This is a genomic window from Propionicimonas paludicola, from assembly GCF_002563675.1.
Classification (GTDB): Bacteria; Actinomycetota; Actinomycetes; order Propionibacteriales; family Propionibacteriaceae; genus Propionicimonas; species Propionicimonas paludicola.
Map to the genome: position 1 here is coordinate 2,996,783 of NZ_PDJC01000001.1, position 25,972 is coordinate 3,022,754.

Annotated in this window: 26 protein-coding genes; 17 read left to right on the forward strand and 9 right to left on the reverse strand. The window is 68.9% G+C overall.

Features of this window, described 5'->3' with window-relative positions; genetic code table 11:
- The first annotated feature begins 43 nt into the window (after positions 1 to 43).
- The 4 genes from ATK74_RS13865 to ATK74_RS15465 all read left to right on the forward strand — a co-directional run bounded on the left by ATK74_RS13865 (position 44) and on the right by ATK74_RS15465 (position 2,979).
- On the forward strand, positions 44 to 616 hold the full coding sequence (locus ATK74_RS13865) for a DNA-3-methyladenine glycosylase I (protein WP_098461598.1): 573 nt from the start codon (positions 44 to 46) through the stop codon (positions 614 to 616).
- Complete coding sequence (locus ATK74_RS13870) at positions 613 to 1,473, forward strand: EamA family transporter (RefSeq protein ID WP_098461599.1); 861 nt, start codon at positions 613 to 615, stop codon at positions 1,471 to 1,473. The genes ATK74_RS13865 and ATK74_RS13870 overlap by 4 nt, the downstream gene beginning before the upstream one ends.
- Positions 1,474 to 1,786: 313 nt before the next feature.
- The gene (locus ATK74_RS13875; protein ID WP_143483687.1) at positions 1,787 to 2,740 is read left to right on the forward strand and encodes a hypothetical protein; all 954 of its coding nucleotides are present in this window, start codon (positions 1,787 to 1,789) and stop codon (positions 2,738 to 2,740) included.
- Complete coding sequence (locus tag ATK74_RS15465; protein ID WP_098461601.1) at positions 2,734 to 2,979, forward strand: hypothetical protein; 246 nt, start codon at positions 2,734 to 2,736, stop codon at positions 2,977 to 2,979. The genes ATK74_RS13875 and ATK74_RS15465 overlap by 7 nt, the downstream gene beginning before the upstream one ends.
- A 4-nt stretch (positions 2,980 to 2,983) precedes the next feature.
- Here ATK74_RS15465 and ATK74_RS13885 read toward each other — a convergent pair whose 3' ends face one another.
- Positions 2,984 to 3,874 carry a mechanosensitive ion channel family protein gene (locus ATK74_RS13885; protein ID WP_098462287.1) on the reverse strand — a complete coding sequence of 297 codons (891 nt, stop codon included), beginning with the start codon at positions 3,872 to 3,874 and terminating at the stop codon, positions 2,984 to 2,986.
- A 197-nt stretch (positions 3,875 to 4,071) separates the two neighbouring features.
- Here ATK74_RS13885 and ATK74_RS13890 point away from each other — a divergent pair, with 197 nt between their 5' ends.
- On the forward strand, positions 4,072 to 5,199 hold the full coding sequence (locus tag ATK74_RS13890) for an LLM class flavin-dependent oxidoreductase (RefSeq protein WP_098461602.1): 1,128 nt from the start codon (positions 4,072 to 4,074) through the stop codon (positions 5,197 to 5,199).
- Positions 5,196 to 5,789, forward strand: a complete 594-nt coding sequence (locus ATK74_RS13895) for a CE1759 family FMN reductase (RefSeq protein WP_098461603.1) — start codon at positions 5,196 to 5,198, stop codon at positions 5,787 to 5,789. The genes ATK74_RS13890 and ATK74_RS13895 overlap by 4 nt, the downstream gene beginning before the upstream one ends.
- 15 nt (positions 5,790 to 5,804) lie before the next feature.
- Here the strand turns inward: ATK74_RS13895 and ATK74_RS13900 are convergent, their stop codons facing one another.
- Positions 5,805 to 6,623, reverse strand: a complete 819-nt coding sequence (locus ATK74_RS13900) for a septum formation family protein (protein ID WP_098461604.1) — start codon at positions 6,621 to 6,623, stop codon at positions 5,805 to 5,807.
- A 164-nt stretch (positions 6,624 to 6,787) separates the two neighbouring features.
- Between ATK74_RS13900 and ATK74_RS13905 the strand changes: the two genes are divergently transcribed.
- Both ATK74_RS13905 and ATK74_RS13910 read left to right on the forward strand, forming a co-directional pair.
- The gene (locus ATK74_RS13905; protein ID WP_098461605.1) at positions 6,788 to 8,023 is read left to right on the forward strand and encodes a sensor histidine kinase; all 1,236 of its coding nucleotides are present in this window, start codon (positions 6,788 to 6,790) and stop codon (positions 8,021 to 8,023) included.
- Positions 8,020 to 8,682 carry a response regulator gene (locus ATK74_RS13910; RefSeq protein WP_098461606.1) on the forward strand — a complete coding sequence of 221 codons (663 nt, stop codon included), beginning with the start codon at positions 8,020 to 8,022 and terminating at the stop codon, positions 8,680 to 8,682. The genes ATK74_RS13905 and ATK74_RS13910 overlap by 4 nt, the downstream gene beginning before the upstream one ends.
- 207 nt (positions 8,683 to 8,889) lie before the next feature.
- Here ATK74_RS13910 and ATK74_RS13915 read toward each other — a convergent pair whose 3' ends face one another.
- From ATK74_RS13915 to ATK74_RS13935, 5 genes are all read right to left on the reverse strand, one after another.
- Entirely contained in the window at positions 8,890 to 10,320 is a 1,431-nt protein-coding gene (locus ATK74_RS13915; RefSeq protein WP_098461607.1) for a cryptochrome/photolyase family protein, read from the reverse strand.
- A 102-nt stretch (positions 10,321 to 10,422) separates the two neighbouring features.
- The gene (locus tag ATK74_RS13920) at positions 10,423 to 11,442 is read right to left on the reverse strand and encodes a ketopantoate reductase family protein (protein ID WP_098461608.1); all 1,020 of its coding nucleotides are present in this window, start codon (positions 11,440 to 11,442) and stop codon (positions 10,423 to 10,425) included.
- Positions 11,443 to 11,682: 240 nt separating this feature from the next.
- A complete protein-coding gene (locus ATK74_RS13925) occupies positions 11,683 to 12,687 on the reverse strand; it encodes a LacI family DNA-binding transcriptional regulator (RefSeq protein ID WP_098461609.1) in 1,005 nt (334 codons plus the stop codon).
- A 142-nt stretch (positions 12,688 to 12,829) separates the two neighbouring features.
- Positions 12,830 to 13,828, reverse strand: a complete 999-nt coding sequence (locus ATK74_RS13930; protein WP_169923869.1) for a Gfo/Idh/MocA family protein — start codon at positions 13,826 to 13,828, stop codon at positions 12,830 to 12,832.
- A gap of 141 nt (positions 13,829 to 13,969) precedes the next feature.
- Positions 13,970 to 15,283, reverse strand: a complete 1,314-nt coding sequence (locus tag ATK74_RS13935; RefSeq protein ID WP_143483688.1) for an MFS transporter — start codon at positions 15,281 to 15,283, stop codon at positions 13,970 to 13,972.
- Between ATK74_RS13935 and ATK74_RS13940 the strand changes: the two genes are divergently transcribed.
- The 4 genes from ATK74_RS13940 to ATK74_RS13955 all read left to right on the forward strand — a co-directional run bounded on the left by ATK74_RS13940 (position 15,282) and on the right by ATK74_RS13955 (position 18,207).
- A complete protein-coding gene (locus ATK74_RS13940; protein WP_098461612.1) occupies positions 15,282 to 16,295 on the forward strand; it encodes a zinc-dependent alcohol dehydrogenase family protein in 1,014 nt (337 codons plus the stop codon). The two genes, ATK74_RS13935 and ATK74_RS13940, sit on opposite strands and share 2 nt — an antisense overlap.
- A gap of 55 nt (positions 16,296 to 16,350) precedes the next feature.
- Complete coding sequence (locus ATK74_RS13945) at positions 16,351 to 16,845, forward strand: NUDIX hydrolase (RefSeq protein ID WP_098461613.1); 495 nt, start codon at positions 16,351 to 16,353, stop codon at positions 16,843 to 16,845.
- 49 nt (positions 16,846 to 16,894) lie between these two features.
- Entirely contained in the window at positions 16,895 to 17,497 is a 603-nt protein-coding gene (locus ATK74_RS13950) for a hypothetical protein (protein ID WP_098462289.1), read from the forward strand.
- A 239-nt stretch (positions 17,498 to 17,736) separates the two neighbouring features.
- Positions 17,737 to 18,207: a hypothetical protein gene (locus ATK74_RS13955; protein WP_098461614.1), complete on the forward strand. Its 471-nt coding sequence runs from the start codon at positions 17,737 to 17,739 to the stop codon at positions 18,205 to 18,207.
- Positions 18,208 to 18,270: 63 nt separating this feature from the next.
- On the opposite strand, the gene ATK74_RS13960 is transcribed toward ATK74_RS13955, so the two are convergent.
- Complete coding sequence (locus ATK74_RS13960) at positions 18,271 to 18,882, reverse strand: LysE family transporter (protein WP_098461615.1); 612 nt, start codon at positions 18,880 to 18,882, stop codon at positions 18,271 to 18,273.
- A 70-nt stretch (positions 18,883 to 18,952) separates the two neighbouring features.
- Between ATK74_RS13960 and ATK74_RS13965 the strand changes: the two genes are divergently transcribed.
- The 5 genes from ATK74_RS13965 to cax all read left to right on the forward strand — a co-directional run bounded on the left by ATK74_RS13965 (position 18,953) and on the right by cax (position 25,139).
- On the forward strand, positions 18,953 to 19,378 hold the full coding sequence (locus ATK74_RS13965; RefSeq protein ID WP_098461616.1) for an Lrp/AsnC family transcriptional regulator: 426 nt from the start codon (positions 18,953 to 18,955) through the stop codon (positions 19,376 to 19,378).
- Positions 19,379 to 19,636: 258 nt separating this feature from the next.
- Positions 19,637 to 21,655 carry a glucose PTS transporter subunit IIA gene (locus ATK74_RS13970; RefSeq protein WP_098462292.1) on the forward strand — a complete coding sequence of 673 codons (2,019 nt, stop codon included), beginning with the start codon at positions 19,637 to 19,639 and terminating at the stop codon, positions 21,653 to 21,655.
- 46 nt (positions 21,656 to 21,701) lie between these two features.
- Positions 21,702 to 22,535: a PRD domain-containing protein gene (locus ATK74_RS13975; protein WP_098461617.1), complete on the forward strand. Its 834-nt coding sequence runs from the start codon at positions 21,702 to 21,704 to the stop codon at positions 22,533 to 22,535.
- A 171-nt stretch (positions 22,536 to 22,706) separates the two neighbouring features.
- Positions 22,707 to 23,933 carry an MFS transporter gene (locus ATK74_RS13980; protein ID WP_281255382.1) on the forward strand — a complete coding sequence of 409 codons (1,227 nt, stop codon included), beginning with the start codon at positions 22,707 to 22,709 and terminating at the stop codon, positions 23,931 to 23,933.
- A 111-nt stretch (positions 23,934 to 24,044) separates the two neighbouring features.
- Positions 24,045 to 25,139 carry a calcium/proton exchanger gene (gene cax / locus ATK74_RS13985; RefSeq protein ID WP_098461619.1) on the forward strand — a complete coding sequence of 365 codons (1,095 nt, stop codon included), beginning with the start codon at positions 24,045 to 24,047 and terminating at the stop codon, positions 25,137 to 25,139.
- 79 nt (positions 25,140 to 25,218) lie between these two features.
- On the opposite strand, the gene ATK74_RS13990 is transcribed toward cax, so the two are convergent.
- Positions 25,219 to 25,869, reverse strand: a complete 651-nt coding sequence (locus ATK74_RS13990) for a nucleoside/nucleotide kinase family protein (protein ID WP_245840956.1) — start codon at positions 25,867 to 25,869, stop codon at positions 25,219 to 25,221.
- Positions 25,870 to 25,972: the final 103 nt, after the last annotated feature.

Here is a 25,972-nt window from a genome sequence, read left to right on the forward strand (position 1 = left end):
TCGGAGCTTCGGCCTAGCATGAGTCCGACGAAAGGGCGGACGGATGGGCGAGCGCTGCGGTTGGTGCGGGGATGATCCGCTGTACGTCGCCTATCACGACGACGAGTGGGGGCGCCCCGTCCATGACAGCAAGGCGCTGTTCGCCAAGTTGATCCTGGACGGCTTCCAGGCCGGCCTGGCCTGGATCACCATCCTGCGCAAGCGGGACGCCTTCTACGCCGGCTTCGCCGGACTCGATCCGGACGTGATCGCCGACTGGGGCGAGCCGGACGTGGTGCGCCTCCTCGGCGACGCTGGGATCGTCCGGCATCGCGGAAAGATCGAGGCAGCCATCGGCAATGCCCGGGCCTGGCAGCAGGTCGAGGCCACCTACCCGGGTGGTTTCTCTGCCCTGATGTGGGATGCGGTCGGCGGAGTCCAGATCGACCGGGAGATGGTCAGCCCGCTCGACTACGTGGCGACCGATCCGCGCACCGATGCGCTGTCCAAGCAGCTGAAGAAGCTCGGCTTCCGGTTCTGTGGGCCGACCATCGTCTACGCATTCGCCCAAGCCGTCGGAATGTTCAACGACCACCTGGTGACCTGCCCGGCGCACGACGAGTTCCTGCCCGCATGAGCCTGAAGCTCCCGACCTGGCTGAGCCCGGTGTGGCTGGTGATCGGCTCGATCGCGTCCGTCCAGCTGGGTGCGGCCTTCGCGAAGTCGCTGTTCCCGCTGGCCGCGCCGACCGCGGTCGCCTGGCTGCGGATGGCCGTGGCCGCCGTGATCTTCTGGGTGATCGCCCGTCCCCGGGTGCGCGGACGCAGCGCGGCCGAATGGCGAGTGGTGCTCGGCTACGGGCTGGCGCTGGCCACCATGAACTGGTCGATCTACATGGCCTTCTCGCGGATCCCGATCGGGCTGGCCGTGACCATCGAGTTCCTGGGCCCGCTGAGCCTGGCCTTGTTCAGCTCACGCCGGCTTCGCGATGTCTTGTGGGTGCTGCTGGCCGCGATCGGCGTGGCGCTGCTCGGCGTCTTCCCGGTCAGCATCGACTGGATCGGAGTCGGCTTCGCGCTGCTGGCCGGGGTGGCCTGGGCCGGCTACATCGTGCTCGGCCGGGGCACGGGACGCTCCTGGGAAGGCATCACCGGAGTCTCGATGGGCTCGATGGTCGGTGCGGCGCTCTTCCTGGTGCCGGGCCTGATCGCCGGTGGGGCCGACCTGCTGCAGCCCAAGGTACTGCTGCTGGGTGCCCTGGTCGGCCTGCTCAGCTCGGTGATCCCCTATGGCCTGGAAATGGTGGCGCTGCGCTCGATCCCGTCCGGGGTATTCGGGATCCTGATGAGCTTGGAGCCGGCCACCGCGGCCGCGTTCGCACTGCTGGTGCTCGGCGAGCAGCTGAGTTGGGTCGAGCTGGTGGCGATGGTGTGTGTGGTCATCGCCTCGATCGGCTCGACCCGCAGCCTGGCGTCCGCTCCGGCTCCGAACTGAGGCCTTTCCACGCAGCGTCGTCCACTTCCGTCCCAACCTGGAGCGGTGAGCGGGCGGCCCCTGTGGCTCACCTTCTGGAGCCCACCCGGGCACACCGTTCTTGAACATGGTGGCTGGGTGAGTGCCTCGGCTGTCGGTGGAGTGGGGCGTGGGTGAGGAAGGGATAGGTTCTGCGAACGGTGTGCCCGGGCGGGCGCTCGTTGGTCGCGGATACCCGCCGGACCTGTGGAACCAGCTGATCGCCACGGCTGTCGTCCACAGATCTGCGTCGACCGCTTCCGCAGCAGTGCGCGGCTGACTCACGCTGATCAACGTGCGAAAGCCGATGCCGTGGCCCCTGCCGCCCCAACCAGTCAGCCGGGCCACCCTGCTGGCCATGGGCGTCACCGAGGCCATGATCCGCAGTCGGCTGCGCAGCGGCGAGCTGATCACGATGCGCGACGGTGTGTATCTCAGCGCGGCGAGCTGGCCCGCTGATGCCGGCGAGCAGCATGTGATCCGGGGGCATGCCGAGCTCGTGGTGAACCCAGATGCGGTGCTGAGTCATCAGACGGCCGCCCTGGTGTGGTCGCTGCCGGCACCGGGCTTCGGCGGGTGGCACGACCTCCCGGTCTGCGTGACCCTGCCGCCCGGCGGACACCGTTCGCGGGCACGGGCGAGCGTCCATCGCGTCGCGGCGCTGCCACTCACGCAGGTACAGCGCGACCCCTCCGGCTACCCGGTGACCAGCCCGGCGCGAACGGCCGTCGATCTCGCTGCCCGACTGACCCTGCCGGAGGCGTTGGTGCTGCTCGATGCTGCGGCCCGGCTGATCTGCCAGGGACTCGTCCCCACCATCCGACGTCGCGACTACGCGAACCGGCGCCTGGTCGAGGCGGCCGCGACCCTCCTGACTGAGGCGGCAGCCACCATCCACTGCGCACGGATTCGGCCGATGGTGGCCCTGGTCGACCCAAGTCGGGAGTCTGCGGCGGAGTCGTTGTCGGCCGGTCACTTCGAGCTGGCCGGGCTTCCTCGTCCGCGCTTTCAGGCCGAGGTGCGGACCCATCGCGGGACCTTCTTCCCGGATGCTCTGTGGGAGGACAAGCTGATCGGCGAGTGCGATGGTGCCGTCAAGTACGCCGACCCCAGCGGCTACGTCCTGGAGAAGGAACGGGAGCAGGTGCTGCGCGACCTCGGCTACCGCTTCGTGCGCTGGCAGGCCAAGGAGATCATGACCGACCCTGCCGTGGTGGTCGATCGGGTCGCTCGAGCCCTGGGGTGCTGAACGCGACCTCCGATGTTGTGGTTGTCAGCACGGTCTCGCTGCCGCGGATCAGCGTGACCGCCAATGTTGTCGTAATGACCTGGCTCACGGCGGCCCATAACGACGACATTGGCGCTCGGATGCGAGTTGGCCTCCGGAACCCCTCTGATAACGACGAAGTCGGCGGTCTGACACCGGCTGATCGGGTCGAGCGCGTGCTCCGGGCGCCGCTGCCGAGTTCCGACGCGGTCGACGAGTAGCCGGCTACTGCTGGCCGACCACGCCGAAGGTGGTCACCGGGCCGCGAACGCCGGCCTTGGCCAGGGCGGCCATGCTGCGAGCCAGCAGAGTGCGCTGGACGCCGAAGTGCTGATTCGCGGTGGCCTTGGCGGTCATCCGGATGATCATCGTGGTGGCCGAGACTGAGTTCACTCCGGCCACGGCAGGACGCTCCAGCAGCACCTTGGAGAGCTCCTCGTCATCCTCGGCGTCGGCGGCGACCTGGTCGAGAATCTCGATCACCCGCTCCGAGTCCTCGTCCTGCGCTACCGGGACGTCGATGATGGCGGTCGACCAGCCCTGGCTCTGGTTGCCGACCCGCAGGATCTCGCCATTGCGGACGTACCACAGGGTGCCGGTCAGGTCGCGGACCTGGGTGACCCGCAGCCCAACCTCCTCCACGGTGCCGCGGACCTCGCCGACGTCCACCAGGTCGCCAACGCCGTACTGGTCCTCCATGATCATGAAGATCCCGGAGATGAAGTCCTTGATCAGGCTCTGTGCGCCGAAGGCCAGCACCAGACCGCCGACCCCGGCTGAGGCCAGCAGCGGTGCGGTCGGGATGTCGAAGACCGACATGATGGTGAGCAGGCCGATCACCACGACCGTGATCGAGACCAGATTGCGCGACAGCGAGGCGACCGTCCGGATCCGCTGCTCGGCACGTTCGGAGTCGAGCCCGGTGGCTTGGCTGAGCAGCCGCTCGGCCCGGCTCAACGTGCGATCGCGCTGGGCCCGGGCACGCTTGATCGCTGATCGGCTGGCCAGGCTGATGGCGCGGACGATCAGCCAGCGAGTGAGCACGGCGATCACCACGATGATCCCGACGGCGATCAGACTGTCGGGCCAGACCCAGGCCAGGGCGAGCGGGTTCATGTCGGCCATTCTCGCGCCTCCGCGGCGCTGGGGACGTCCCGAGGGTGCGAATGTCGCGTAGTCGGGCCGGTTCACTCACGCTCAGCGGGGTTGTCTGGCCGCTCACCGCGCTGTCGCCTCCGACGCAGGCCTGGGAATATCGAGGCACCGCATCCGGTTCTACCGAGTAGTTGAAACTGCAACCAAATGGAGTAGCTATGCAGATCGGGTTGTTCAGCGTCGGTGATGTCACCACCGATCCGACCACCGGGCGGACCCCGAGTGAGCACGAGCGGATCAAGGCCTCGGTCGCCATCGCGCGCAAGGCCGAGGAGATCGGCCTGGACGTCTTCGCGATCGGCGAGCACCACAACCCGCCGTTCCACCCGTCCTCGCCCACCACGCTGCTGGGCTACATCGCCGCGCAAACCTCGAAGATCATGCTCTCCACGGCGACCACGCTGATCACCACGAACGACCCGGTGAAGATCGCCGAGGACTACTCGGTGCTGCAGCACCTGGCCGACGGCCGGGTCGATCTGATGCTCGGCCGCGGCAACACCGGCCCGGTCTACCCCTGGTTCGGCAAGGACATTCGTGACGGCATCGACCTGGCCGTCGAGAACTACGCGCTGCTGCGCCGGCTGTGGCGTGAGGAGGTCGTCAACTGGGAGGGCAAGTTCCGCACCCCGCTGAACGGCTTCACTCTGGCCCCGCAGCCGCTGGACGGGGTGGCCCCGTTCGTCTGGCACGGCTCGATCCGCTCGCCGCAGATCGCCGAGCAGGCCGCCTTCTACGGTGACGGCTTCTTCCACAACAACATCTTCTGGAACATGGGTCACACCAAGCAGATGGTGAACCTGTACCGCCGTCGTTTCGAGTTCCACGGGCACGGCCCGGCCGACACCGCGATCGTCGGGCTCGGCGGCCAGTTCTTCGCCCGCAAGAACTCCCAGGACGCGATCAACGAGTTCCGTCCGTACTTCGACGTGGCTCCGGTCTACGGTCACGGGCCCAGCCTGGAGGAGTTCATGGCCGAGACCCCGCTGACCGTCGGTTCGCCGCAGCAGGTGCTCGAGCGGACGCTGTCCTTCCGCCAGCACGTCGGTCACTACCAGCGTCAGCTGTTCCTGCTCGACCACGCCGGCCTGCCGTTGAAGACCGTCCTGGAGCAGTTGGACATCCTCGGCGAGCTGCTGCCCGAGCTGCGCAAGGGCTTCGCCGAAGGTCGTCCGGCGCACATCCCGGACGCTCCGACCCACGCGTCCCTGGTCGCCGCCCGGGACGCCGCCGAAGCCACCACGGACGAGCGCGAGCTGGTCGGAGCCGGCGAGGCCGGACGATGACCGAACTGCTGGTGGTCAGCTCCGGCACCGGTGCGAACTCCAGCAGCCGGCTGCTCGGAACCCGGCTCGGCGAGGCGGCGCAGGCCGCCCTCGCCGAGCGCGGCAGCTCGGTGGTGGTGAACCACCTGGAGCTGCGCACAATCGCGTCCGACCTGGCCAACCACCTGGTCACCGGGCTACCGAGCGCCAAGCTCGAGGAGGCCTTCGCCCAGGTGCGGGCTGCGGACGGCGTGATCGCGGTGACCGGGGTCTACAACGGCTCCTACACCGGGCTGTTCAAGCTGTTCTTCGATGCGCTGGGTCGTGACCTGATGCGTGGACGGCCGGTGCTCCCGGCCGCGACCGGAGGCACCGCGCGGCACTCGCTGGTGATCGAGTACGCCATGGTGCCGCTCTTCTACTACCTGCGGGCGCTGGTGTCGGCCGTCCCGGTGTTCGCGGCGACTGCCGACTGGGGCGCCTCGGTCGGGTTGGACGCTCGGATCGAGCAGGCCGCCGAGGTCTTCGTGGACCTGGTGCTCAGCTCGCACCCGGACAAGACCGACCCGAGCTTCGAGGTCAGCGACTTCAGCACCCTGCCCGGCGGCTGAGGCCCCCGCCAGGAGCTACTCCTTGCTGCCCTTCACCGAGCCGGTGAGGGTGCCACCTGCCGTGCCCACGGTGCAGACAAGTCGGTGGTCGGCGATCTTGTCCCAGGCATCGGCCGGCGCCACGAAGGCGGCGATCTCGTAGCGGGAGCGTCCCACATCGATGCCGACGAACTTCGTGAACTCCTTCACGCAGACCTCGGTGTAGAGCTTCTCGGATTCGGCCTTGGTCGGGGCGGCCTTGCCCGTCCACTGCTTCTCGGCGTAGGCCTCGTACTCATGGGGCCTCGTGCACGGGACCACCTTGGGTGCTGTGGCGGCACCGTTGGACTGGGTGCACTCACCGATCCGGGCGAACAGCTGGGTGTCGCCCTTGATCGAGGCACGCAACTCCTCGGTGGCCGAGCCGGCCAGGCAGACCGCCCGTCGGCTGCTCGGGTCAGACCAGGCGGTCTCGTCCGGCACCAGGTAGCTGGGCAGGTATCGGCTGTACCCAGGCTCGGCCCCGACGTAGTCGGCGAAGGCAGTGCCACAATCGGCGTCGGCCTGCTGCTTGAGGTCGATCGCGCCGGGGTAGTCCTCGCCGGTGAGCGGGACGACCTCGCTGACCTCCCAGTGGTGCGGGCCGGTGCAGGATGTCGATGCCACCTTGGCGAGGTCGAAGCTGCCGTCGTCCAGGGCGCCAAGGCAGTCGCCCGGCCCGAGCTTGGCCAGGGCGGACGTGCTGCTCGACACGGTCGGGGAGGGGCTCGGCACCGGTGCCGGCGCCGAGGTGCAGCCGGCCAGCACGGTCAGCAGCGCGCCTGCGGCGAACGCCTTGAGCACTCCAGCCGTCATATGGACCCCTTCCGGATTGCGCCCATGCTAGCTGGACCCACTCGTCCTGCTCCCCCTCCGCCGAGCCTGCGAGGGAGAGCACGCTGAGGACGGAGGAGGTCGGTTCGGCGCTGTGAGTCGGTTGAGAGCGTCCGCTCTAGGGCGCTCATCTAGGCTGGAGGACGATGCACCACGCAGACCTTCTCTTCCCGCCCGGCGCCACCCGCCACGACTGGGTGCTCGACGCCATGATGGCCTTCGGGCTGGGCCTGCTGACCATTCCGCCGTACAGCATTCGCGGCATCAGCCACCTGACCGCCGGCGCGCAGCTGTTCACCGCGGCCTTGATGATCGGCTCGCTGGTGCTGCGTCGCCACTCCCCGCTGCTGGCGCTGGCCGGGGTCACCCTGGCCGGGCTCGGCCAGGTGGTGGTCTCCGACACTCCGATGGCCACCCTGGTCGCGGTCCCGATCGTCGCCTACTCAGTGGCCCGCTGGATCCCCGGCCATGAGGCCCGGGTGACGTTGGCGGTCGGAGCGATCGGCGCGGTCCTGGGGCCACTGCGCTGGGTGGTCACAGATCCGTCCTACCTCAGCGTGAAAGACCTTGTCGGACTGGCTTTGTACAGCTTCGTCTGCATGGCGCTGGTGGTCACCCCGTACGCCGTGGGACGCCGCGTCCGCGAGTCCAGCGAGGCGCACCTGGGCCGGGTGGCCGCCGCCGAAGAGCGCTACCGGACGATGGTCGCCGAGCGGGAGCAGCTGACCCGGCTGGCCGAATCGCGCACCCGCAACCAGATCGCGTCCGAGTTGCACGACATCGTGGCGCACTCACTGTCGGTGATGATCGTCCAGGCCGAGGGTGGACGGGCATTGGCTGCGAAGAAGCCCGAGGCCGCCACCGAGGCGCTGACCACGATCGCCGAAACCGGCCGCGAGGCGCTGATGGAAATGCGTCGGATCCTGGGCGTGCTGCGCGACCCGAGCTCGGGTGCGGCCGACTTCGCCCCGGCGCCACGGCTGGAAGACATTCCCGAACTGGTCTCGCGGACCTCCGACCGGGTCCAGCTGAGCATTCAAGGACGCCCGCCCACGCGTCCCTCGCCCGCGCTGGAGCTGACCGTCTATCGGGTGGTGCAGGAGGCGCTGACCAACTTCCTCAAGCACGCCGGCCCGGACGCCACCGCGATGGTGACGGTCACCTATGGCTCGACCGAGATCGTGGTGGACGTGCTGGACAATGGCCTCGGAGCCACGGCCGGCGTCCCGGAGACCCCGGGGCATGGACTGCGCGGGATGAGCGAGCGGGTCGCGTCGATGGGCGGACGCCTGCACGCTCGTCCGCGGCCGGGCGGCGGCTTCCAAGTGACTGCAGTGCTGCCGGTGCTCGGGCCGGTCAGCCAAGATGGAGGATGGCGATGAGCCCGATTCGGGTGTTTCTGGCCGACGATCAGGCGCTGGTTCGCAGCGGCTTTCGGATGCTGATCGGTGCCGAGGACGATCTCGAGGTGGTCGGCGAGGGTGCCGACGGGGCTGAGACCGTCCGCGAGGTGCGGCGGACGCCCACCGACGTGGTGCTGATGGACATCCGGATGCCGGTGATGGACGGGGTCGAGGCCACTCGTCGGATCGTGGCCGAGGGCTTGCCGACTCGGGTGCTGGTGCTGACCACCTTCGATCTGGACGAGTACGTCTTCAGCGCGCTCAAGGCCGGGGCAAGCGGATTCATGCTGAAGGACGCCCGTCCCGAGGAACTGCTGAACGCCATCCGCACGGTCGCCGCCGGCGAGGCCGTGATCGCCCCGTCGGCCACTCGGCGGCTACTCGACCATGTACTGCCTACTCTGCCGACCAGCCCGGAAGGCGTCGACCACCGACTCGACGTGCTCACCGATCGCGAGCGCGAGGTGCTCACCGAGATCGCGGCCGGCGCCACCAATGCCGAAATCGCCACCCGGCTGTACATGGCCGAAGGCACCGTGAAGACCCACATCGGACGGCTGCTGGCCAAGCTCCAGGTGCGCGACCGAGTCGGCCTGGTGCTGTTCGCCTATGAGACCGGGCTGGTCCGCCGGATCTGACCTCGGCTTCGCTCCCGGTCTGGCCGCCTCGCCTCGCCACTCGTCCCCGCTCCGTCACGCGCCCGCCCGTCGCTTCGCTACCCGTGGTGGCGCTTCGCTACTCGTAGGGTCACTTCGCTACCGCTGGACGGGTAGCGAAGTGGGGTCACCGGTAGCGAAGCGGAGTGACCGGTAGCGAAGCGGACGGACGGAACCGCGGCCGTCCGCTCAGGCGCGCAGCGTGCGGGTCGAGGCGAACCGCTCCAAGGTCAGCTGACGGGCCGTGGCGTGGTCGACCAGCGGCGTCGGGTAGTCCTGACCTAGCCGTACCCCGGCCGCGGCCAGCACCGAGGTCCGCAGGAGCCACGGGGCGTGGATGCTGCGATCGTCCAGTCCGGCCAACTCGGGGACGAATGACCTGATGAACGCCCCAGTCGGATCGAACCGCTGGCTCTGCCGGACCGGGCTGAAGATCCGGAAGTACGGCTGCGCATCGCAGCCGGTGGACGCGGTCCACTGCCAGCCACCGTTGTTCGAGGCCAGGTCGAAGTCGAGCAACTGCCGGGCGAAGTAGGCCTCACCGCGACGCCAGTCGATGCCCAGATCCTTGACCAGGAAGCTGGCCGTGACCATCCGTAGCCGGTTGTGCAGGTAGCCGGTCCGGTTCAGCTGGCGCATCCCGGCGTCGACCAGTGGGTAGCCGGTGCGTCCGGCGCACCAGGCCTCGAACTGCAGATCGGCCTGCTCGCCGAAGGCCCATTCGATTCGGCTGTAGCCGGGCTGGAAGGCCTCGGTGGCCACCCTCGGATGATGGGCCAGCAGCTGGGAGTAGAACTCACGCCAGACCAGCTCGCTCAGCCAGGACTCCGCACCGGTCGAGCCGGCGGCGGCCCGGTCAGCGGCCAGGGCCACCAGCTCGCGCACCGAGATCGTCCCGAAGCGCAGGTGGACGCTCAGTCGGCTGGTGCCCGGCTGGGCCGGGAAGTCGCGGGCCTCGTGGTAGTCGTCGATCCGGTACAGGAAGTCGGCTAGCAGCCGCCGCGCTGCACTGGTGCCGGCGCCGTCCGGGCCGTCCACTGTTTCGAAGCCGAGTTCGGCAAGGCTGGGCACCGCGGCCTGGGCCGGCGGTGCGGCCAGACGTCCGGTCAGGTCGATCGGGTAGGGACGTGCCGGCTCGGCGGCCAGCCGGCGCAGCCAGGCGGTCCGGAACGGCGTGAAGACCGTGAACGGGCGTCCATCGCCGGTGAGTACCTGGCCGGGAGCGAAGATCACCTGGTCAACCCAGGAATGCCAACCGATGCCGGCGTCGGTGAGGGCGTGGGCCACGGCTGCGTCCCGGGCGATCGCGGACGGCTCGTAGTCGGTGTTGGTGTGCACGGCGGTGACGCCGAGCTCGCGGGCCAGCGTCGGGATTTCGTCCACCGGGTTCCCGTGCCGGACGATCAGGCCCCCGCCGGCGGCGCGCAGCTCGGCGTCCAGGGCGGCCAGGCTGTGCCGGATGAACTCGACACGTCGATCGGCCCGCGGCAGCGGATCCAGCAGGGCGGGGTCGAAGACGAAGACGGCGTGCACGCGTCCGCGGGCGGCCAAGGCGTGATGCAGCGCGGCGTGGTCATAGCTACGCAGGTCGCGGCGGAACCAGACAAGGGAACCGGTCATCGGACCTCCTCTCTGATTCTGCCCGGCTGGGCTGGACGGTGATGGAACCGTCCTCACGATTCGGCCTGAGCAGGGTGGACGGTGATGGAACCGTCCCCGGGGTTAGAGCTGGGCCAGCAGCGCGTCCGGGTTGTGACGGTAGGTGTCCAGGGGGAGCTGGCCGGAGGACAGCGCCTCGAGGGTGTCGGTGAGCAGTCGGTTCACCGGGGTAGGGACGCCGTGAGCGGCACCTGCCTCAGCAACGGCCCCGTTGAGGAAACGAACCTCGGTCTGGCCGCGTCCGGAGCGCAGATCGATGTGGAAGCTCGGCATCTTGTCGCCGCGGCCACCGCCGAGCGCCTTGGCCAGCGCCGGCTGGGCGATGAACCGGGGCAGCTTGGTGCCCAGCGCCAGCGCCCGGACCGGGGTGCCGGGCAGATCGGTCGGACGTAGCCCGAGCGCAGCCATCACGGCCAGGCATTCCCGCAGCACGGCCAACTCGATCCGATAGCTGCGCGGATCGGCGAACAGGGCCCCGACCGGCTCGTCCAAGATGGCCGAGGTGGCGTTTCCGGTCAGGTTGGTGAGCAGCTTGGACCACTTCATGGCGGCCGCGTCCGGGTAGCCGATCCCGTTCAGGGACGCGTCGTTCAGCGCGGCCAACAGCGATGCCGCCAGCGGATGGGTGGTGGCGATGCCCACCCCGCGGCGCTTCTCCTCGACCACCTGGCCCATCCCGGGCTTACCGACTGCGGTGGTCACGGTTCCGCTGAGCACCTTGTCCGCGCCCAGTCGAGAGGCCAGCAACGGCTCATTGGCCACGCCGTTCTGCAGGCTGAGCATGGCCGGCAGTTCGCGCCCGGTGGCGATCAGCGAGTCCAGGAAGGCCGGGGTGTCGAAGGATTTGAGGGCCACCACGGCCACGTCGTAGGGGCCGGCGTCGAGCACCTCTGCCGTGGAGCCGAAGATCCGGAAGTTGCGGACGGTCTGAGGCTGACCGTCCCGGGTCAGCACCAGGCCCTGCGCGGCGATCGCCGCAGCAGCGTCCGGCTGCTCACTGAAGGTGACGTCGTGTCCGGCCGCGGCCAGCGAGCCGCCGATGTAGCTGCCGATCGCACCTGCGCCGACGAACCAGAACTTCATCGCGCCCCCTCCCCGGCCGGTCGAGCACCGGCTGCCCTCGAACGATACGACATCGGCCCGCCTCGTCGAAGCGACTCAGGCCGGCGGCGATCAAGACCAGCTCCGTCCGTCTCTCACCGTGCTACCGCTTCCCTCACCGCGCTACCCATACACCGGTAGCACCGCAACCAACCGGTAGCACGGCCTCGGCAACCGGTAGCGCGGCGGACGAACGAGTAGCGCGGCGGACGAACGATCCGCTCAGTTCAGCGGACGAACCGAGCCACGCTCCTGGACCGGCATCGGCACCAGGGTCAGCGGCGGCGCCTGCCGGCTGAGCAGCAGCTGCATGGCCGTGCGACCCATCTCCCGGTACGGGATCTGCATCGTGGTCAGCTGCGGACGCAGGTACGAGGCCAGGTACTCGTCGTCGAAGGAGATCACCGACAAGTCGTCGGGCACCTTCAAGCCGCGCTCCTGGGCGGACTGGTAGATCCCGAACGCCACCCGGTCGTTGGCCGCGATCATGGCGGTCACCGGCCCGGCCGTGAAGATCTCCTCGGCACCGGAGTAGCCCAGGCCGGGCTCCCAGTACTTGCCGTCGACCTGGTGGACGAGCTCGATCCCCTCTTCGGCCAGGGCGGCGTCCATCCCGGCGTAGCGCTCGGCAACCGTGGCCGAGGAGGCCGGCTCGAGCAGGTCGGCGGAGCGTCCGATGAAGCCGATCCGGCGATGCCCGCGCTCAGTGAGGTACTTCACGGCCTGGTAGCCGGCCCGGTACTCATCCGGCAGGACGCACGGGTGGCCGGCCGTCGACGTGGCGTTGACCAGGATCGTGTTCACGTCAGTGAGCGGCGGCAGCTCCAGTTGGCGGGCACGCATCAGGCCGAACACGATGCCGTCGGTGCGCCGGTCCAGCATCAGGCTGACCAGCTTCTCCAGCTGGCCCGGACGTCCGGACTCGGTGATCAGCAGCGAATGGTCGTGGGCTTCGGCCTCTTCGAGCAGCCCACTGATGATCGCCGAGGCGTAGCGGGTGACGGTGACCTCGTCGGAGATGAAGCCGATGGTGCGAGTGGTGCCGGTGCGCAGGCCGCGGGCGGCCGGATTCGGCCGGTAGTCCAGTGCGGCCGCCGCCGCCCGGACCCGCTCGGCCGCCTGCTCGGACAGCCGGGTGTTCGGGCGGTTGTTCAGCACCATGCTGACCGTGGTCGTGGACAGGCCGGCGAGCTTGGCCACATCGGCCAAAGTGGCGCGCTTGGTCACTGTCGAGCCCTCACCGTCATTGGTTGGCGTGCAGAAAATCGTAGCCAGGATAGCCTCATCGGCTAGCCAGCCGCCGGTTCGCTCGCCTCAGCGAGCACTCGCCTCGACTGCGGATGCCTTCTGTGAAGCACGCCGCGGACGCCTAGAGGGTCGACTCCCGCACCGGCAGCCCGGCCAGGCGGTAGCACTCGTCGATCACGTCCATGTTCGCGATGGCGTTGTCCAGGTCGGTCGGGAAGCCGGCCCCGTCCCGGATCGCGGCGATCACTGCGCCGAGCTGGTGGGTGTAGGTGCTGACCGTCCCCAGCCGTTCCACCCGCTGGCCGACGCCGGTCTCGATGATCAGTCGGTCGTCGCTGGTGAGGTCGATGAAGTTCGGCTGGAACAGCGTGCCTTCGGTGCCGGTGACCAGGATCGACATCTCCTGCGGACCCTCCAGGCTGGACTCCAGAGTGGCCGTAGCTCCGCCGGGCAGTTCGGCGATCACGGTCGCGGTGGCGTCCACACGCGGGTCGAGACCGGCATGGGCGGTGGCGCTCGCCCGGACCGGACGGACGGAGCCGCCGAGCACCTGGGCCACGTCCCTGGCCACATGGATGGTGTAGCAACCCAGGTCCATGAGCGAGCCGCCGGCCAGCGGCCACAGCCAACGGATGTCGGACAGATCGGTGCAGTCGAACTTCATCTGCACCTTCAGGGCGGTGACCTGGCCGATGGTGCCATTGCCGGTCAGCTCGAGCAGGCGCTTGTAGACCGGGTGATAGCGGTGGTGGAAGCCCTCGAAGACCACCAGACCGTCCTTCGGCTCGGCGGCGACCAGGCGGGCCTCGGCGGCATTGCTGCCGAACGGCTTCTCGGACAGGACGTGCTTGCCGGCCCGCAACGCGGCCAGGTTCCAGCGGACGTGCTCGCTGTTCGGCAGGGCGTTGTAGACCACCTCGACCGCAGGGTCGGAAAGCAATTCTGCGTAACTACCGTAGGCCTGCGCGATCCCGAACTGCGCGGCGTAGGCCTGCGCCTTCTCCGGGCTGCGGGCAGCTATCGCCACGACCTCGGCGCCGAGGGCCTTTGCGGGCGCAACTACGGCTCTTTCAGCGATCCGGGCCGCTCCCAGAATGCCGATTCGCAGCGGTTCGCTCACCGATGACCTCCTTGCGCTGGCGCCGTCGATCGGCGCTGAACGGGGTGTGCTAGCGCAAGTTATCGCGAGCGCCGCCGCTGAGGCGAGCGATTCGACATCGGGGCGGACGGCGTCCGCTCAGGTGGGGCCGGACGGCGCCGCTCAGCCGGCCACCGCTGCCGGATCGTCGCTGGCCACCGCACGTCCCAGGACGCGGGCCGAGGCGAAGGCGATGATCGCGGTCAGTGCGCCGAACACCGCCACCGAGTACAGGCCGAGCGAGTAGCCGCCCAGGTCGATCACATGGCCGGCCACCCCCGAGCCGATCGAGGCGCCGATCCCGATCCCGGTGCCCATCCAGGCCAGGCCTTCAGTGAGCCGGGCCGGGTGGACGAGCCGTTCGATCAGCGAGTTGCCGTTGATCAGGGTGGGCGCCACGGTGATGCCGACCAGCAGGCCCAAGGCCGCCAGCAGCCAGGTTGAGTTGGCCAGGCACAGAGCCATGGTGGCCGCGAACATGGCCGCGACCCCGATCAGGAACCGCCGCGGCAGCGGCGAGGCCCAGCGGCGCGCGCCGTAGTAGAAGCCGGCCATCGCCGAGGCCAGCGAGAACACAGCCAGGATCAGGCCGGACGCCGGACGAGCGTTCCAGTCGGTGGCCGCAGCCACCACGCTCACGTCGATGGCCCCGAAGACGGTTCCGATCAGCAGGTTCACCGCGACCACTGCCCCAACCCCGGGAACCAGCAGGACGAGCTGTCGCCAGGCCGCGCCTTCGGGGGCCGCCGGACGATCCTGCACCGGCGGCTCGGTGGACCGCTGCGAGTAGAACCACTGCGCTCCGACCAGGCCGAGGATGATCGGGGCGATCAGGCCGGCGGCCGGATGGACGCCGGTGGACAGCGCGGTGGCCACCACCGGGCCGACCATGTAGGCCACCTCGTCCAGGGTGGACTCCAGAGAGAACGCCACGTGCAGTTGGTCGGGGTTGTCGGTGACATAGGACCAGCGGGCTCGCACCAACGCGCCGGGGGCACCACCGGTGGCCCCGGAAATCATCACCGGGGCGAACAGCGTCCACGCCGGTGCCTGCATCACGGCCAGCACCACGGTGACCGCCAGCGCGATGGCCGACAAGATGGCCGCCGGGTACATCACCCGGCGCTGCCCGAACCGGTCGACCAGGTTCGACAGCACAGCGGTGCCCAGCGCCCAGCAGACGGCATTCGCCGCAGTCACCGCACCGGCCAGGCCGTAGCTGCCGTAGATGGCCGAAACCATCAAGACCAGCCCGAGCCCCATCATCGCCCCGCCGGAGCGGGCGACAAGACCGGCCGCACAGAATCTGAGAGCGCCGGGAATGTTCAGAATCTCCCGATAAGCGCGCACCATTCGAGTCTCGCACACCTGGCTGACACTTCGTTCCGGCGCGGGCAGCGTGGCCGGCGGCGTCCGGGCGTGGTGGACTGAAGCCATGCGTTCCACCGTGATTCATGGGGCCGGCGACGTCCGGCTGGAGGACCGGCCCGACCCGGTGATCATCGAGCCGACCGACGCCATCGTGCGGACGGTCGCCACCTGCGTGTGCGGCTCCGACCTGTGGCGCTACCGCGGCATCGGGGACGTCCCCAAGCCGGTCGCCATCGGGCACGAGTACTGCGGGATCGTCGAGCAGATCGGATCGGCGGTGACCGGGGTCAGCGTCGGCCAGTTCGTCATCGGTGGCTTCTATCACTGCGACAACACCTGCCCCACCTGCCGCAAGGGCGCCCAGGCCAACTGCCCCAACGGCGGTGCCTACGACGGCTGCCAGGCCGAGCTGATCCGGATCCCGAACGCGGACGGCACCCTGGTGGCTACCCCTGAACTGCCTGATGAATCGCAGATCGCCGACCTGCTCACCCTGTCGGATGTGATGGGCACCGGCTGGCACGCCGCGGTCTCGGCCGGTGTCGGTCCGGGGATGAGCGTGGCCGTGGTCGGGGACGGCGCCGTCGGCCTGTGCGCGGTGCTGGCCGCCGCCCAGTTGGGCGCTGAGCAGGTGATCGCCATGAGCCGCCACGAGGCCCGCCAGCAGCTGGCCATCGAGTTCGGTGCCACCTCGGTCATAGCCGAACGGGACGAGGCTGGCGCGGCCAAGGTCCGCGAACTCACCGAGGGGATCGGCGCGGACGCCGTCCTGGAGTGCGTCGGCACCGAGCAGGCCCGGTTGCAGGCGCTGGCCTGCGCTCGTCCGGGAGCCACCATCGGGACGGTCGGGCTGCCGCACGGCGAACTGCCGGCCGCCCAACTGTTCTGGCGCAATGTCGGGCTGGCCGGTGGACCGGCCCCGGTCCGGGCCTACCTGCCGGCACTGATGGAGCTCGTCCTGGCCGGACGAATCCACCCCGGCAAGGTCTTCGACCTCGAGTTGCCGCTGGCCGAGGTGGCAGAGGCCTACGCCGCCATGGACTCCCGGCGGGCCATCAAGGTGCTGCTGCGTCCCTGACGTCGGAGACCGAGTAGCGTCCGAGCCGGACGCGCAACCAGGAACGAGGACGCCGATGAGTGATCCACTCGACTGCGGCTTCGACGTGGACGGACGCTGGTTTCGCTACCGCGCGGCGGCCATCATCCTGGACGGCGACCGGGTGCTGATGGCTCGCAACGAGGTCGAGCCTTACTTCTACTCGATCGGCGGCGGCGTCCATCACGGCGAGACCGCTGCTGACGCGGTGCGCCGTGAGGTGTGTGAGGAGACCGGGGTCGCCCTGGAGATCGAGCGGCTGGCTTTCGTCCACGAGAACTTCTTCAACGGCGACTCGACCACCTCGCTGGCCGGACGCGACTGCCACGAACTCACCTTCTACTTCCTGATGAAGGCCGGGCCGGGCATCGTCCTGGACGGGATCAGCACGGTCTTCGACGGGGTCCGTGAGTGGCTGGAATGGGTGCCACTGGCCGAGTTCGGACGAGACCGCCCGGCCTATCCGAGCTTCTTCGCCACCGAGTTGCCGCAACTGGGCGATCAGCCGAAGTGGATCATCACTCGCAGCTGAGCCGGCGGGTGTGGTGTGGCCGGGGGTGCTCCGGGTTACCCTGACTGGCGTGAGTGAAGTCCCGCGTCCGCATCGGCCGAGCTATCGGGAGCCGTCCGCCTTGGAGGCGATCGGTGAGCGTTCCGACCCGATCGCCGCGCTGCATGCCGCCCACGAGACGGCCGCAGTCCTGGTGAAGGTCGGACGAGCCAACGCCGATCCGGCGGCCACGGACCGACTGGTGGCGATCACCGACGAGATCGGGCTGGACACCCTGGCCGAGCTCTGGTCGGCCCGTCCGGCACGGTCGCTGCCGGGTGCGTTGTGGCGGCTGTACCTGCTGCGCGAGTGGGTGGCCACCGACGCCATGGGCGTGGCAAGGGAGTATGCGGCCGGCGTCCGCTTCACCGAGGTGAACCACGTGGTCGCCGGGGCCGAACCGCCCGGCCCGGACGAAGTGCGTCGGGTCGCCGAGGAGATCCTGCGCGGCGTGTTCGCCGGGGATCTCGCGGTCGCTCTGGAGCGCGCCGCCGCCTTCTGCCTTGTCGTTTCCGCCGGACGTGCGGACGTCACCGCCGGCACCCGGGCCGTGGCCCAGGCTCTGCGGCTGCAGGACATGGCCGCCGACCTCACCGCCTGCGCCAAGCTGTGGCGCGAGGACCGGCTGGCCTGAGGCCCGGAGGCTGACGGCTTCGTCCGCGTGGACCACGGCGCGTCATCGCGCGGCGAGATGTTTGGTGAAGTGACCGGCACGACCTATCCTCATAGGGCGTCGGGCCGCGGTAGCCCCGGGCTCCAACTTTCGCCGCTTCGAGCGGCCACGCGCCGAGAGGCGCTCCCGGCCCGACGCACTTACTCCGCAGATTCCCCGAATCCACCGCCGCACGCGTGGGTCCGGATTAGCGTGATTCCATGCGGACGGTCGCCAAGCTCACCTGCACAGCGTTCCTGATGGTGGCGTTGTCCGGCTGCAGCCTGGCGCCGTATCTGGAGGAACACGACCCGTCCCTCGATCGGACGATTCAGGCCGCTGAACCGTCCGAGGAGCCCAGTCCGACCACCACCCCCGACTTCACCTGCAAGGACGTCCCGGCCGCGGTGCTTCACGATGTCGAGCGGATCGGGAACGTGGGCGGAGGAGTGCGGTTCCGCAACGCCCAGATGGTGCCGGCCGGCGACCAGTGGTGGGCGGTGGCGGTACGCGTGTGGGTGGATCCGTACTCGGATATCGATCCGGACTCCTACGGTGGAGGGACGGTCCAGGTCTACATCACCAACGCCCCGTCCCACCCGGATCGGCTGCTGGGATCGACCGACCGGTCTGCGCCATTTGCCAGCCAGGCGAAGGACGCCGCGCGGCGATGCGTCGAGAAACTCGGTTGAGTGAACTCAATGACGAGGCGAGCTAAGGGCTGAGCGGGCCGGCGGGAGGAACGCGAGGCCCGCTCAACGGCTGAAGGCGACTCCCAGACCCAGCACGACGACCACGGCCGAGCCGATCACGCCGAGCCAGGTGGACGCACGCTCCGGCAGGACGGCCTTGGCGCCGCTGCTGACTAGCGCCAGGCCCAGTTGCCACGACAGTGAGGCCAGCCCGGCCCCGACGGTGAAGGCGATCCCGCCCCACGGCCCACCGGTGTCGGGAAGCGCGCTGGCCAGAGCCAGAAAGTAGATCAGGGTGGCCGGATTGATGGCGGTCAGCCCGAAGAACTTCAGGTAGGCCGAACGTCCAGTACTGGCGGTGGGTGCAGCCTCGCCGCGCGGCTTGCGCAGGGCGAGTAGCTGCTGGATGCCCAGGATGACCAGGACGGCCCCGGCCAGGTAGCGCGGCCAGACACCCCAGGAGCGGATCACCGGAGCAGCGGCGGCGCCGGCCACGATCGCGGCCGTGCAGTACAGGGTGTCGATGGTGGCCACCCCTGCGGCTCCGGCGACGGCCGCTCGCCGCCCGTTCAGCATGCCTTCGCGCAGCAGGAGGACGCCGATCGCACCCAGCGGCATGGCGATGGCAAACCCGGCGGCCACGCCGGCCAGGGCTGAGGCAGTCACCGGATCCATGGCAGAAGTCTGAGGGGGTCACCGCCTGCGCTCCTGCGCATTTCGAAGCGTGACCGTAGAGTTGTCCATCATGGAACCATTGGATGAGGAAATTCTCGGTCTTCTACAGCGAAATGCGAGGCGCTCGCTGTCGGATGTCGCCCGTCAGATCGGGCTGAGCTCGAATGCCGTGGCGGCCCGCGTCCGTCGGCTCGAGGCGGACGGGGTGATCCTCGGCTACACGATCATCACCGATGCCGACCGGGCCCAGCCGTCCCGCGGCCTGGAGGTGTTCATCGACGTCCGGCTGGGCGAGGCGACCGACGGCGAGCAGTTCCTGGCCGCGATAGAGCCGGTCCGCCAGATCGTCGACGCCGCCCACGTCACCGGCCCCTACGACTACCTGCTGCACGCCCGGGTGCCCGACACCGCGGCCCTGGACGGTCTGCTGAAGCATCTGAAGAAGGCCTGCGGGGTCGTCCAGACCCAGACCCGGGTCGCTCTCCGCTCTCGCTGAGCGCGCCGCTGTGGACGGGACGGGAACCGTCCCCGGGATGACCGTGACGAGGGTGGGCGGTACTGGAACCGTCCCCGCTGTTCGGGCTGCGACAAGGCAATGTGCGCGGGCGGCTGGACGGGTGTTAGCCTCATGGCAGAGCTTCGGCTCTACAGGATTGTTACCCGCAAGGGGCAAGACCTGAGATGCACTGATGTGCGTCTCGGGTCTTTTTTCATTTTCTGGCCCGTTCGAGGGCCCGGTAGACAGGGAATGACGATGGCGTCTACAACGACGGACACAGCCGCCCAGATCGTTGCCAAGGTCGGTGGACCGAGCAACATCGTGAGCCTCACCCATTGCGCGACCCGGCTTCGCTTCGAACTGAAGGATGCCGGCAAGGTCGACGCAGCAGCGTTGGACAAGATCCCCGGAGTGATGGGCACCGTGCCCCAGTCCGGCGACCGCTACCAGGTGGTGATCGGCGGTGCCGTCCAGAGCACCTACAACCAGATCATGAACCTGTCGGAGATGTCCGGGGTTTCCAAGGGCCTGTCCGACGCGGACGTGAAGGCCGCGGCCCGGGCCAAGGCGCGGGGCAAGTTCGCCTGGCTGGACGCCTTCTTCGAGTACCTGTCGGACTCGTTCCGTCCGCTGCTGGGCGTGCTGCTCGGCGCCTCGCTGATCATCGCCTTCGCCGCGGTCCTGGACGCCCTGGGTGTGGTCGACTTCCGGGCCGCCGACAAGTCGGCGTCCTGGGTGTTCGTGGACGCCATGTGGCGCGCGGTCTTCTACTTCCTGCCGATCATGGTCGCCTACAACGCGGCCAAGAAGCTGAACATCGACCCGTGGGTCGGGGCGACGGTGATGGGCGCGGTGATGACGCCGGAGTTCATCAGCCTGTCCAACACCACCCGGTTCCCGGACACGATCTGCACCCCCAGCCCGATCGCCGGGGCCGACCCGACCTGCGTGGCGCAGATCTTCGGACTGCCCATGCAGCTCAATGGCTACGGCGGCCAGGTCTTCGTGCCGCTGATCATGGTCGCCGTGCTGGCCCTGGTCTACAAGGCGCTGAAGCGGATCTTCCCGGCCAACATCCAGATGGTGTTCGTCCCGTTCTTCTCGATGATCGTGATGATCCCGGTGACCGCTTTCCTGATCGGCCCGCTCGGCATCTGGATCGGCACCGGCCTGGGCACTGGGCTCTCCTGGTTGAACACCTCGGCTCCGCTGGTCTTCGCGGTCATCATCCCGATGCTCTACCCGTTCCTGGTGCCGCTGGGCCTGCACTGGCCGCTGAACGCACTGATGCTGGCCAACATCCAGACCCTGGGCTACGACTTCATCCAGGGCCCGATGGGCTCGTGGAACTTCGCCTGCTTCGGTGCCACCGCCGGCGTGCTCGTCCTGGCTATCCGCAACCGCAACGTCGAAATGCGTGAGGTCGCCACCGGTGCCCTGGCCGCCGGCCTGCTGGGCGGCATCTCCGAGCCGTCCCTGTATGGCATTCACTTGCGCTACAAGCGGATCTACCCGCGGATGCTGGTCGGCTGTGCGGTCGGTGGCCTGACCACCGGCCTGCTCGGTGGGGTCACCACCAACGCCTTCGCCTTCACCTCGCTGCTGACCATTCCGGTCTTCGAGCCGATGTGGCGCTACGGCCTGGCCATCACTCTGGCCTTCTTCACGGCCATGATCTTGGTGATCGTCTCCGACTACCGCACCCCCGAGCAGAAGGCGCAGGACGAGGCCGATCGCGCCCAGGCCGATGCCGATCTCGCTCTCGAGGCCGCTCGCACCGCCACGGACGTCCCGGCTGCCGCCGCAGCGGCCACCGGCCCGACCTCGGTGCTCGGTGCACCGGTGGCCGGTCAGGTGATCCCGCTCACCGAGGTCGCCGACAAGGTGTTCGCCTCGAAGGCACTGGGTGAAGGGGTCGGCATCGTCCCCGCCAACGGACGTGTGGTCGCCCCGGTCAGCGGCGTCCTAGTTACCGTCCCCGACAGCGGACACGCCTTCGGGATCCGCACCGATGACGGGGTCGAGGTGCTCGTCCATGTCGGCATCGACACCGTCCGGCTGGAGGGCAAGGGCTTCGACGTCAAGGTCGCCAAGGACCAGCGAGTCAGTGCCGGGGACGTCCTGGCCGACGTCGACCTGGATGCGATCCGGGGCGCCGGCTACGACGCCACGACCGTGGTCGTGGTGATCAACACCCTGACCCTGAGCTCGGTCACCCCCCGTCCTGCCGTCGCGGTCAGCCTCGGCGATCCGGTGATTGACCTGGTCATCTGAATCGAGGACAGTGGGATCGCCGTGACCCCTCCGACCCGGGACTGAGATGGAGATCGCCAGAATCTTCAACAACAACGTCGTCCTTGCCGTGGACGACGCTGGCCGCGAGGTCATCCTGACCGGCCGTGGTCTGGGCTTCCAGACCCGGCCGGGTCAGCCGGTCAATGACGCCCTGGTGGTGCGGACGTTCGTGCCCACCGACGGGCGTGACCCCGATCATCTGGCCGAGTTGATGGCCGGCATCGCCCCGGAGTATGTCTCGCTGGTGGGCGAGGCGCTGACCCAGATCGGGGCCAGCAAGCTGGCCGACAACCCGGCCCTGGTGGTGGCTCTGTCCGACCACGTCAGCTACGCGTTGCGCCGGGCTGCAATCGGGCTGAACCTGGAGTACCCGCTGCTGGCCGAGGTGCAGCACCTCTATGCCGAGGAGTATCGGCAGGCGCAGCAGCTGCTGGCCGCCATCAACGCCCGCAGCAGCACCCAGCTGCCCGCAGAAGAGGCGGTCGGTCTGGCATTGCACCTGGTGAACGCCAGTTTCACCACCGGGGATCTCTCGTACACCTACAAGATGACCGGGGTCATCCAGCAGCTGGTCACGGTGATCGAGCAGGCTTTCGGAGTGGTGCTGCCCAGCGGCAGCGTCTCGGTGGGGCGGTTCATCACCCACCTGCGCTACCTGTTCGTCCGGATCCAGCAGCACACCCAGCTGTCGGAGAACCACTCGGCCATCGGCCAGGCGATCCGGGACAGCTACCCGCAGGCGGCGGAGTGTGCGCAGCGGCTGGCCTCGATCCTTGAGCTTCGGCTCGGCGAGGCCCTCACCGACGACGAGGTGTCCTACCTGGCCCTGCACGTGGCCCGGGTCACCACCGACGCCTGAGTCTCGGAGCCTCGTCGCCGAGCTTGCGGATCGGTCCTCGAGCCTGTCGAAGGGGCCCCGAACCCGCCCGCCGGATCCCTGAACCTCGTCGAAGGGTCCCCTGAAGCGACCCTGGGAACCCGGAGTCGGCGCTATGCCCAGTTCTAGACTCGCTCGGCGGAGGTGGAAGTCGTGGCGCAGCCATTGGGGCGACGGTTCTGGGCCGTCTGGCTAGGTAGTTCGGTGTCCTATCTGGCGGAGGGTCTGCTCTTCGGGGCATTGCCGCTGCTGGCCGCCACACTGACCCGCGACCCACGGCTGATCTCGATCACCGATGCCCTCGGCCAAGCCGGCTGGCTGTTGCTGGGCCTGGCCTCCGGAGTCGCCGCCGACCGGCTGCCCCGGCTGCCGCTGATGTGGGCGTCCAATGCCGTCCGGGCCGTGGCCGCCGGCGTCTTCGCTGCTCTGGTGTGGGCCGGTTGGGCCGAGCTGCCGACCATCTACGTGCTGGGCTTCGTCCTGGGCCTGGCCGCGCCGTTCTTCGACAACGCGTCCTCCTCGGTGCTGCCCGAGCTGGTCGACCCCGAACAGTTCGGACGGGCGAACTCGCTCACCCAGATGTCGCTGGCGCTGGCCGGGAACCTGATCGGCCCCATGGTCGGCACCCTGGTCTTCGTGCTGGCCCCGGCCGCCCCGTTCGGCTTCGCGGCGCTGGCCTTCGCGACCGGCACCCTGATCACGGCCTGGGTGTCCCGGCGGGCGCCCGGACGTCCGGCGCACACCGGCGAGCAGAGCAACCTCGAACTGCTGCGCGAGGGCTTCTCCTATCTGATCCACCACCGGGTGCTGCGGACGCTGGCCGCCTCGGTCGGCGTTGTGAACTTCGTCACCTCGGGCGTGATCGCGGTGCTGGTGCTGTACGTCCTGGAGCTGCTGAGGCTGCCCGAATCGGCATATGGCCTCGTGATGGGCGCTTTCGCGGTGGGGGCGATCGCTGGCGCGCTCGCCTCGGTTCCGCTGGTGCGCTGGTGGGGGGAACGGGCGACGGTGCTGGCCTCGATCACGGCGTTCGCGGTGTCGTCCATCGTGTTGGGGGCGGTGCCGCAGGTGATCGTGTCGTTCGCGGCGTTCATCTTCACCGGTTTCTTCTCGATGGCCTGGAACGTGATCGTGAACAGCTACCGGCAGCGAGTGGTGCCCTCCGAGCTGCTCGGACGGGTCACCGCGGTCTACCGGATGATGGCCTTCATCGCCATGCCACTCGGGGCGTCGGGGATCGGCCTGCTCTCTCACGCGGTCGGCCTGCAGGCGTCCTATGTGATCGGCGGCGTGCTGCTGCTGGTCACCGCCGCCCTGGCCGTCCGACCCCTCGCCGAGATGCCCGGACGCTCCCGGGCCGCCCCGCTGCCCGCCGACTGAGTGGGGACGGTTCCTGCCATTCTCGCTGACAAGGGTGGACGGTTTTGGAACCGTCCCCTAACGGGTCCGGTTCGCCGAACCGGCCCGGCGCGCCTGGTTTAGGCTGCGGACGTGACTGCTCACGACGCTGCCCAGAAGCGCGGACGCACCCGCTTCGAGCGCTCCGACCTCATCTTGTTCGCGGCCTGCGCCGCGGGGGTACTGCTGGCCTGGTTGACCAACGGGCAAGGCAGCGTGCTGGCCTTCGTCCTGGCTGGAGTCGCCGTCGCCGCCCTAGCCGCTCTTGTCGGACGGGCCGTCGAGCAGCTGGGTGATCGCTTCGGACCCGGAGCGACCGGGGTGCTGCAGTCCGCGCTCGGCAATCTGCCGGAGCTGTTCATCGCCTTGTTCGCGCTGCAAGCCGGGCTGGTCCAGGTCGTCCAGGCGGCGCTGATCGGCTCGATCCTGGCCAACCTGCTGCTCGTCCTTGGGCTGTCGTTCCTTGTCGGCGGGCTCAAACATGGGACCCAGCGGCTGGATTCGGAGCGAGCCCAGTTCATCGGCGTCATGCTGTTCGTCTCGGTGGGGGCGATGGTGCTGCCGTCGCTGGCCTACTACCTGCACACCCCGGCTTCGGAGCACGAGACGACGCTGTCGATGATCGCCGCGGTGGTCCTACTCGCGCTGTTCGCGCTGAGCCTGCCGGCTTCGATCCGCAAGGCCGATCTTCCGCAGGCGGTGCCCGGTGAGGCGAAAGAGGCGCCGCGGTGGTCGCTGCCGGTGGCCATCGGTTTGCTCGCGGTGGCCGCGGTGGCCGCGGCCTTCGTGTCGGACTGGTTCGTCCAGGCGCTCGAGCCGGCAATGCACGCCCTGAACATCTCCGAGGCCTTCTCGGGTCTGGTGATCGTCGCGATCGCCGGCAACGCGATCGAGAACTTCGTCGGGCTGCAGCTGGCGGCCAAGAATCAGTCCGAGATGGCGTTCGCCGTCGTGATCAACTCGCCGCTGCAGATCGCCTTGGTGTTGGCGCCGGTGCTGGTGATCGCGTCCAATCTGTTCGGCTTCGCCTCGCTGACCCTGGTCTTCTCGCCGATGCTGGTGATGGCGGTGCTGGTGGCCGTCCTGCTGACGACGATCATCACTTTCGACGGACGGTCGAACTGGCTCGAAGGGGCCGCCCTGATCGGGCTGTACTGCATCATCGCCGCCTCGTTCTGGTGGGGCTGAGCGCTCCTGAGAGCCGCGGGGACGGTTCTTGCAGCTTCTTCTGACAAGGGCGGACGGTATTGGAACCGTCCCCGGCCCGCTACCAGGACGGCCAACGCAGCTGAAGGTCGGCGGACGAGCGGTGGCCGGCGATCAGCTCGGCGTTGGCCTGGTCCGAGCCCAGCGTGTGCGTCCGGGCGTGCTCGGGGGATTTGCCGAAGCGCTCGTGACGCCGGATCAGCGCCTCGATCCGGTCCGGCTCGGACGGAGCGCTCAGGTACCACACCTCGTCCAGGCAGGCCCGGACTCGCCGCCAAACCGGTTCCGGATGCAGCAGATAGTTGCCCTCGGTGATCACGACTCGACACTCGGGTGGCACCGGGATCGCGCCGGCCACCGGATCCTCGATCTCGCGGCGGTACTCCGGGGCGTAGATGGTTTTCGGCCCCGGCTCGCGCAGCCGCTCGAGGAGGGCCGCATAGCCGTCCGGGTCGAAGGTGTCCGGGGCCCCGCGCCGGTGGGCCCGGTCGTCGGCGGCGATGACCGACTTGGCCAGGTGAAAGCCGTCCATCGGGACGACAACGGCCGAGCCGGGGTCGGCGCGGTTCAACTCGGACGCCAACAGCGCGGCCAAGGTCGATTTGCCGGCTCCGGGCGCTCCGCAGATTCCGACCAGCACTCGGGGCCGCGAGTCGGAAAGTGCCGACAGCCGTTGCGCCAGCTCGTCCGCTGCGACGTCGACCTCGCCCACCGAGCATCCTTCCCGAGCTGATCCGGCCTGTGCCCCGGCGCTCGGCGAGCGCGGCTGGGACGTAACAGGAACCGTCCCCATCCTGTACCGCAGGTGGCGACGT

What these genes read in the sequence shown, in the direction of transcription:
- ATK74_RS13865 (WP_098461598.1), top strand. Translation starts at nt 44, where the DNA reads ATGGGCGAGCGCTGCGGTTGGTGCGGGGATGATCCGCTGTACGTCGCC.
- ATK74_RS13870 (WP_098461599.1), top strand. Translation starts at nt 613, where the DNA reads ATGAGCCTGAAGCTCCCGACCTGGCTGAGCCCGGTGTGGCTGGTGATC.
- ATK74_RS13885 (WP_098462287.1), bottom strand. Translation starts at nt 3,874, where the DNA reads ATGAACCCGCTCGCCCTGGCCTGGGTCTGGCCCGACAGTCTGATCGCC.
- ATK74_RS13890 (WP_098461602.1), top strand. Translation starts at nt 4,072, where the DNA reads ATGCAGATCGGGTTGTTCAGCGTCGGTGATGTCACCACCGATCCGACC.
- ATK74_RS13895 (WP_098461603.1), top strand. Translation starts at nt 5,196, where the DNA reads ATGACCGAACTGCTGGTGGTCAGCTCCGGCACCGGTGCGAACTCCAGC.
- ATK74_RS13900 (WP_098461604.1), bottom strand. Translation starts at nt 6,623, where the DNA reads ATGACGGCTGGAGTGCTCAAGGCGTTCGCCGCAGGCGCGCTGCTGACC.
- ATK74_RS13905 (WP_098461605.1), top strand. Translation starts at nt 6,788, where the DNA reads ATGCACCACGCAGACCTTCTCTTCCCGCCCGGCGCCACCCGCCACGAC.
- ATK74_RS13910 (WP_098461606.1), top strand. Translation starts at nt 8,020, where the DNA reads ATGAGCCCGATTCGGGTGTTTCTGGCCGACGATCAGGCGCTGGTTCGC.
- ATK74_RS13915 (WP_098461607.1), bottom strand. Translation starts at nt 10,320, where the DNA reads ATGACCGGTTCCCTTGTCTGGTTCCGCCGCGACCTGCGTAGCTATGAC.
- ATK74_RS13920 (WP_098461608.1), bottom strand. Translation starts at nt 11,442, where the DNA reads ATGAAGTTCTGGTTCGTCGGCGCAGGTGCGATCGGCAGCTACATCGGC.
- ATK74_RS13940 (WP_098461612.1), top strand. Translation starts at nt 15,282, where the DNA reads ATGCGTTCCACCGTGATTCATGGGGCCGGCGACGTCCGGCTGGAGGAC.
- ATK74_RS13935 (WP_143483688.1), bottom strand. Translation starts at nt 15,283, where the DNA reads ATGGCTTCAGTCCACCACGCCCGGACGCCGCCGGCCACGCTGCCCGCG.
- ATK74_RS13945 (WP_098461613.1), top strand. Translation starts at nt 16,351, where the DNA reads ATGAGTGATCCACTCGACTGCGGCTTCGACGTGGACGGACGCTGGTTT.
- ATK74_RS13955 (WP_098461614.1), top strand. Translation starts at nt 17,737, where the DNA reads ATGCGGACGGTCGCCAAGCTCACCTGCACAGCGTTCCTGATGGTGGCG.
- ATK74_RS13960 (WP_098461615.1), bottom strand. Translation starts at nt 18,882, where the DNA reads ATGGATCCGGTGACTGCCTCAGCCCTGGCCGGCGTGGCCGCCGGGTTT.
- ATK74_RS13965 (WP_098461616.1), top strand. Translation starts at nt 18,953, where the DNA reads ATGGAACCATTGGATGAGGAAATTCTCGGTCTTCTACAGCGAAATGCG.
- ATK74_RS13970 (WP_098462292.1), top strand. Translation starts at nt 19,637, where the DNA reads ATGGCGTCTACAACGACGGACACAGCCGCCCAGATCGTTGCCAAGGTC.
- ATK74_RS13975 (WP_098461617.1), top strand. Translation starts at nt 21,702, where the DNA reads ATGGAGATCGCCAGAATCTTCAACAACAACGTCGTCCTTGCCGTGGAC.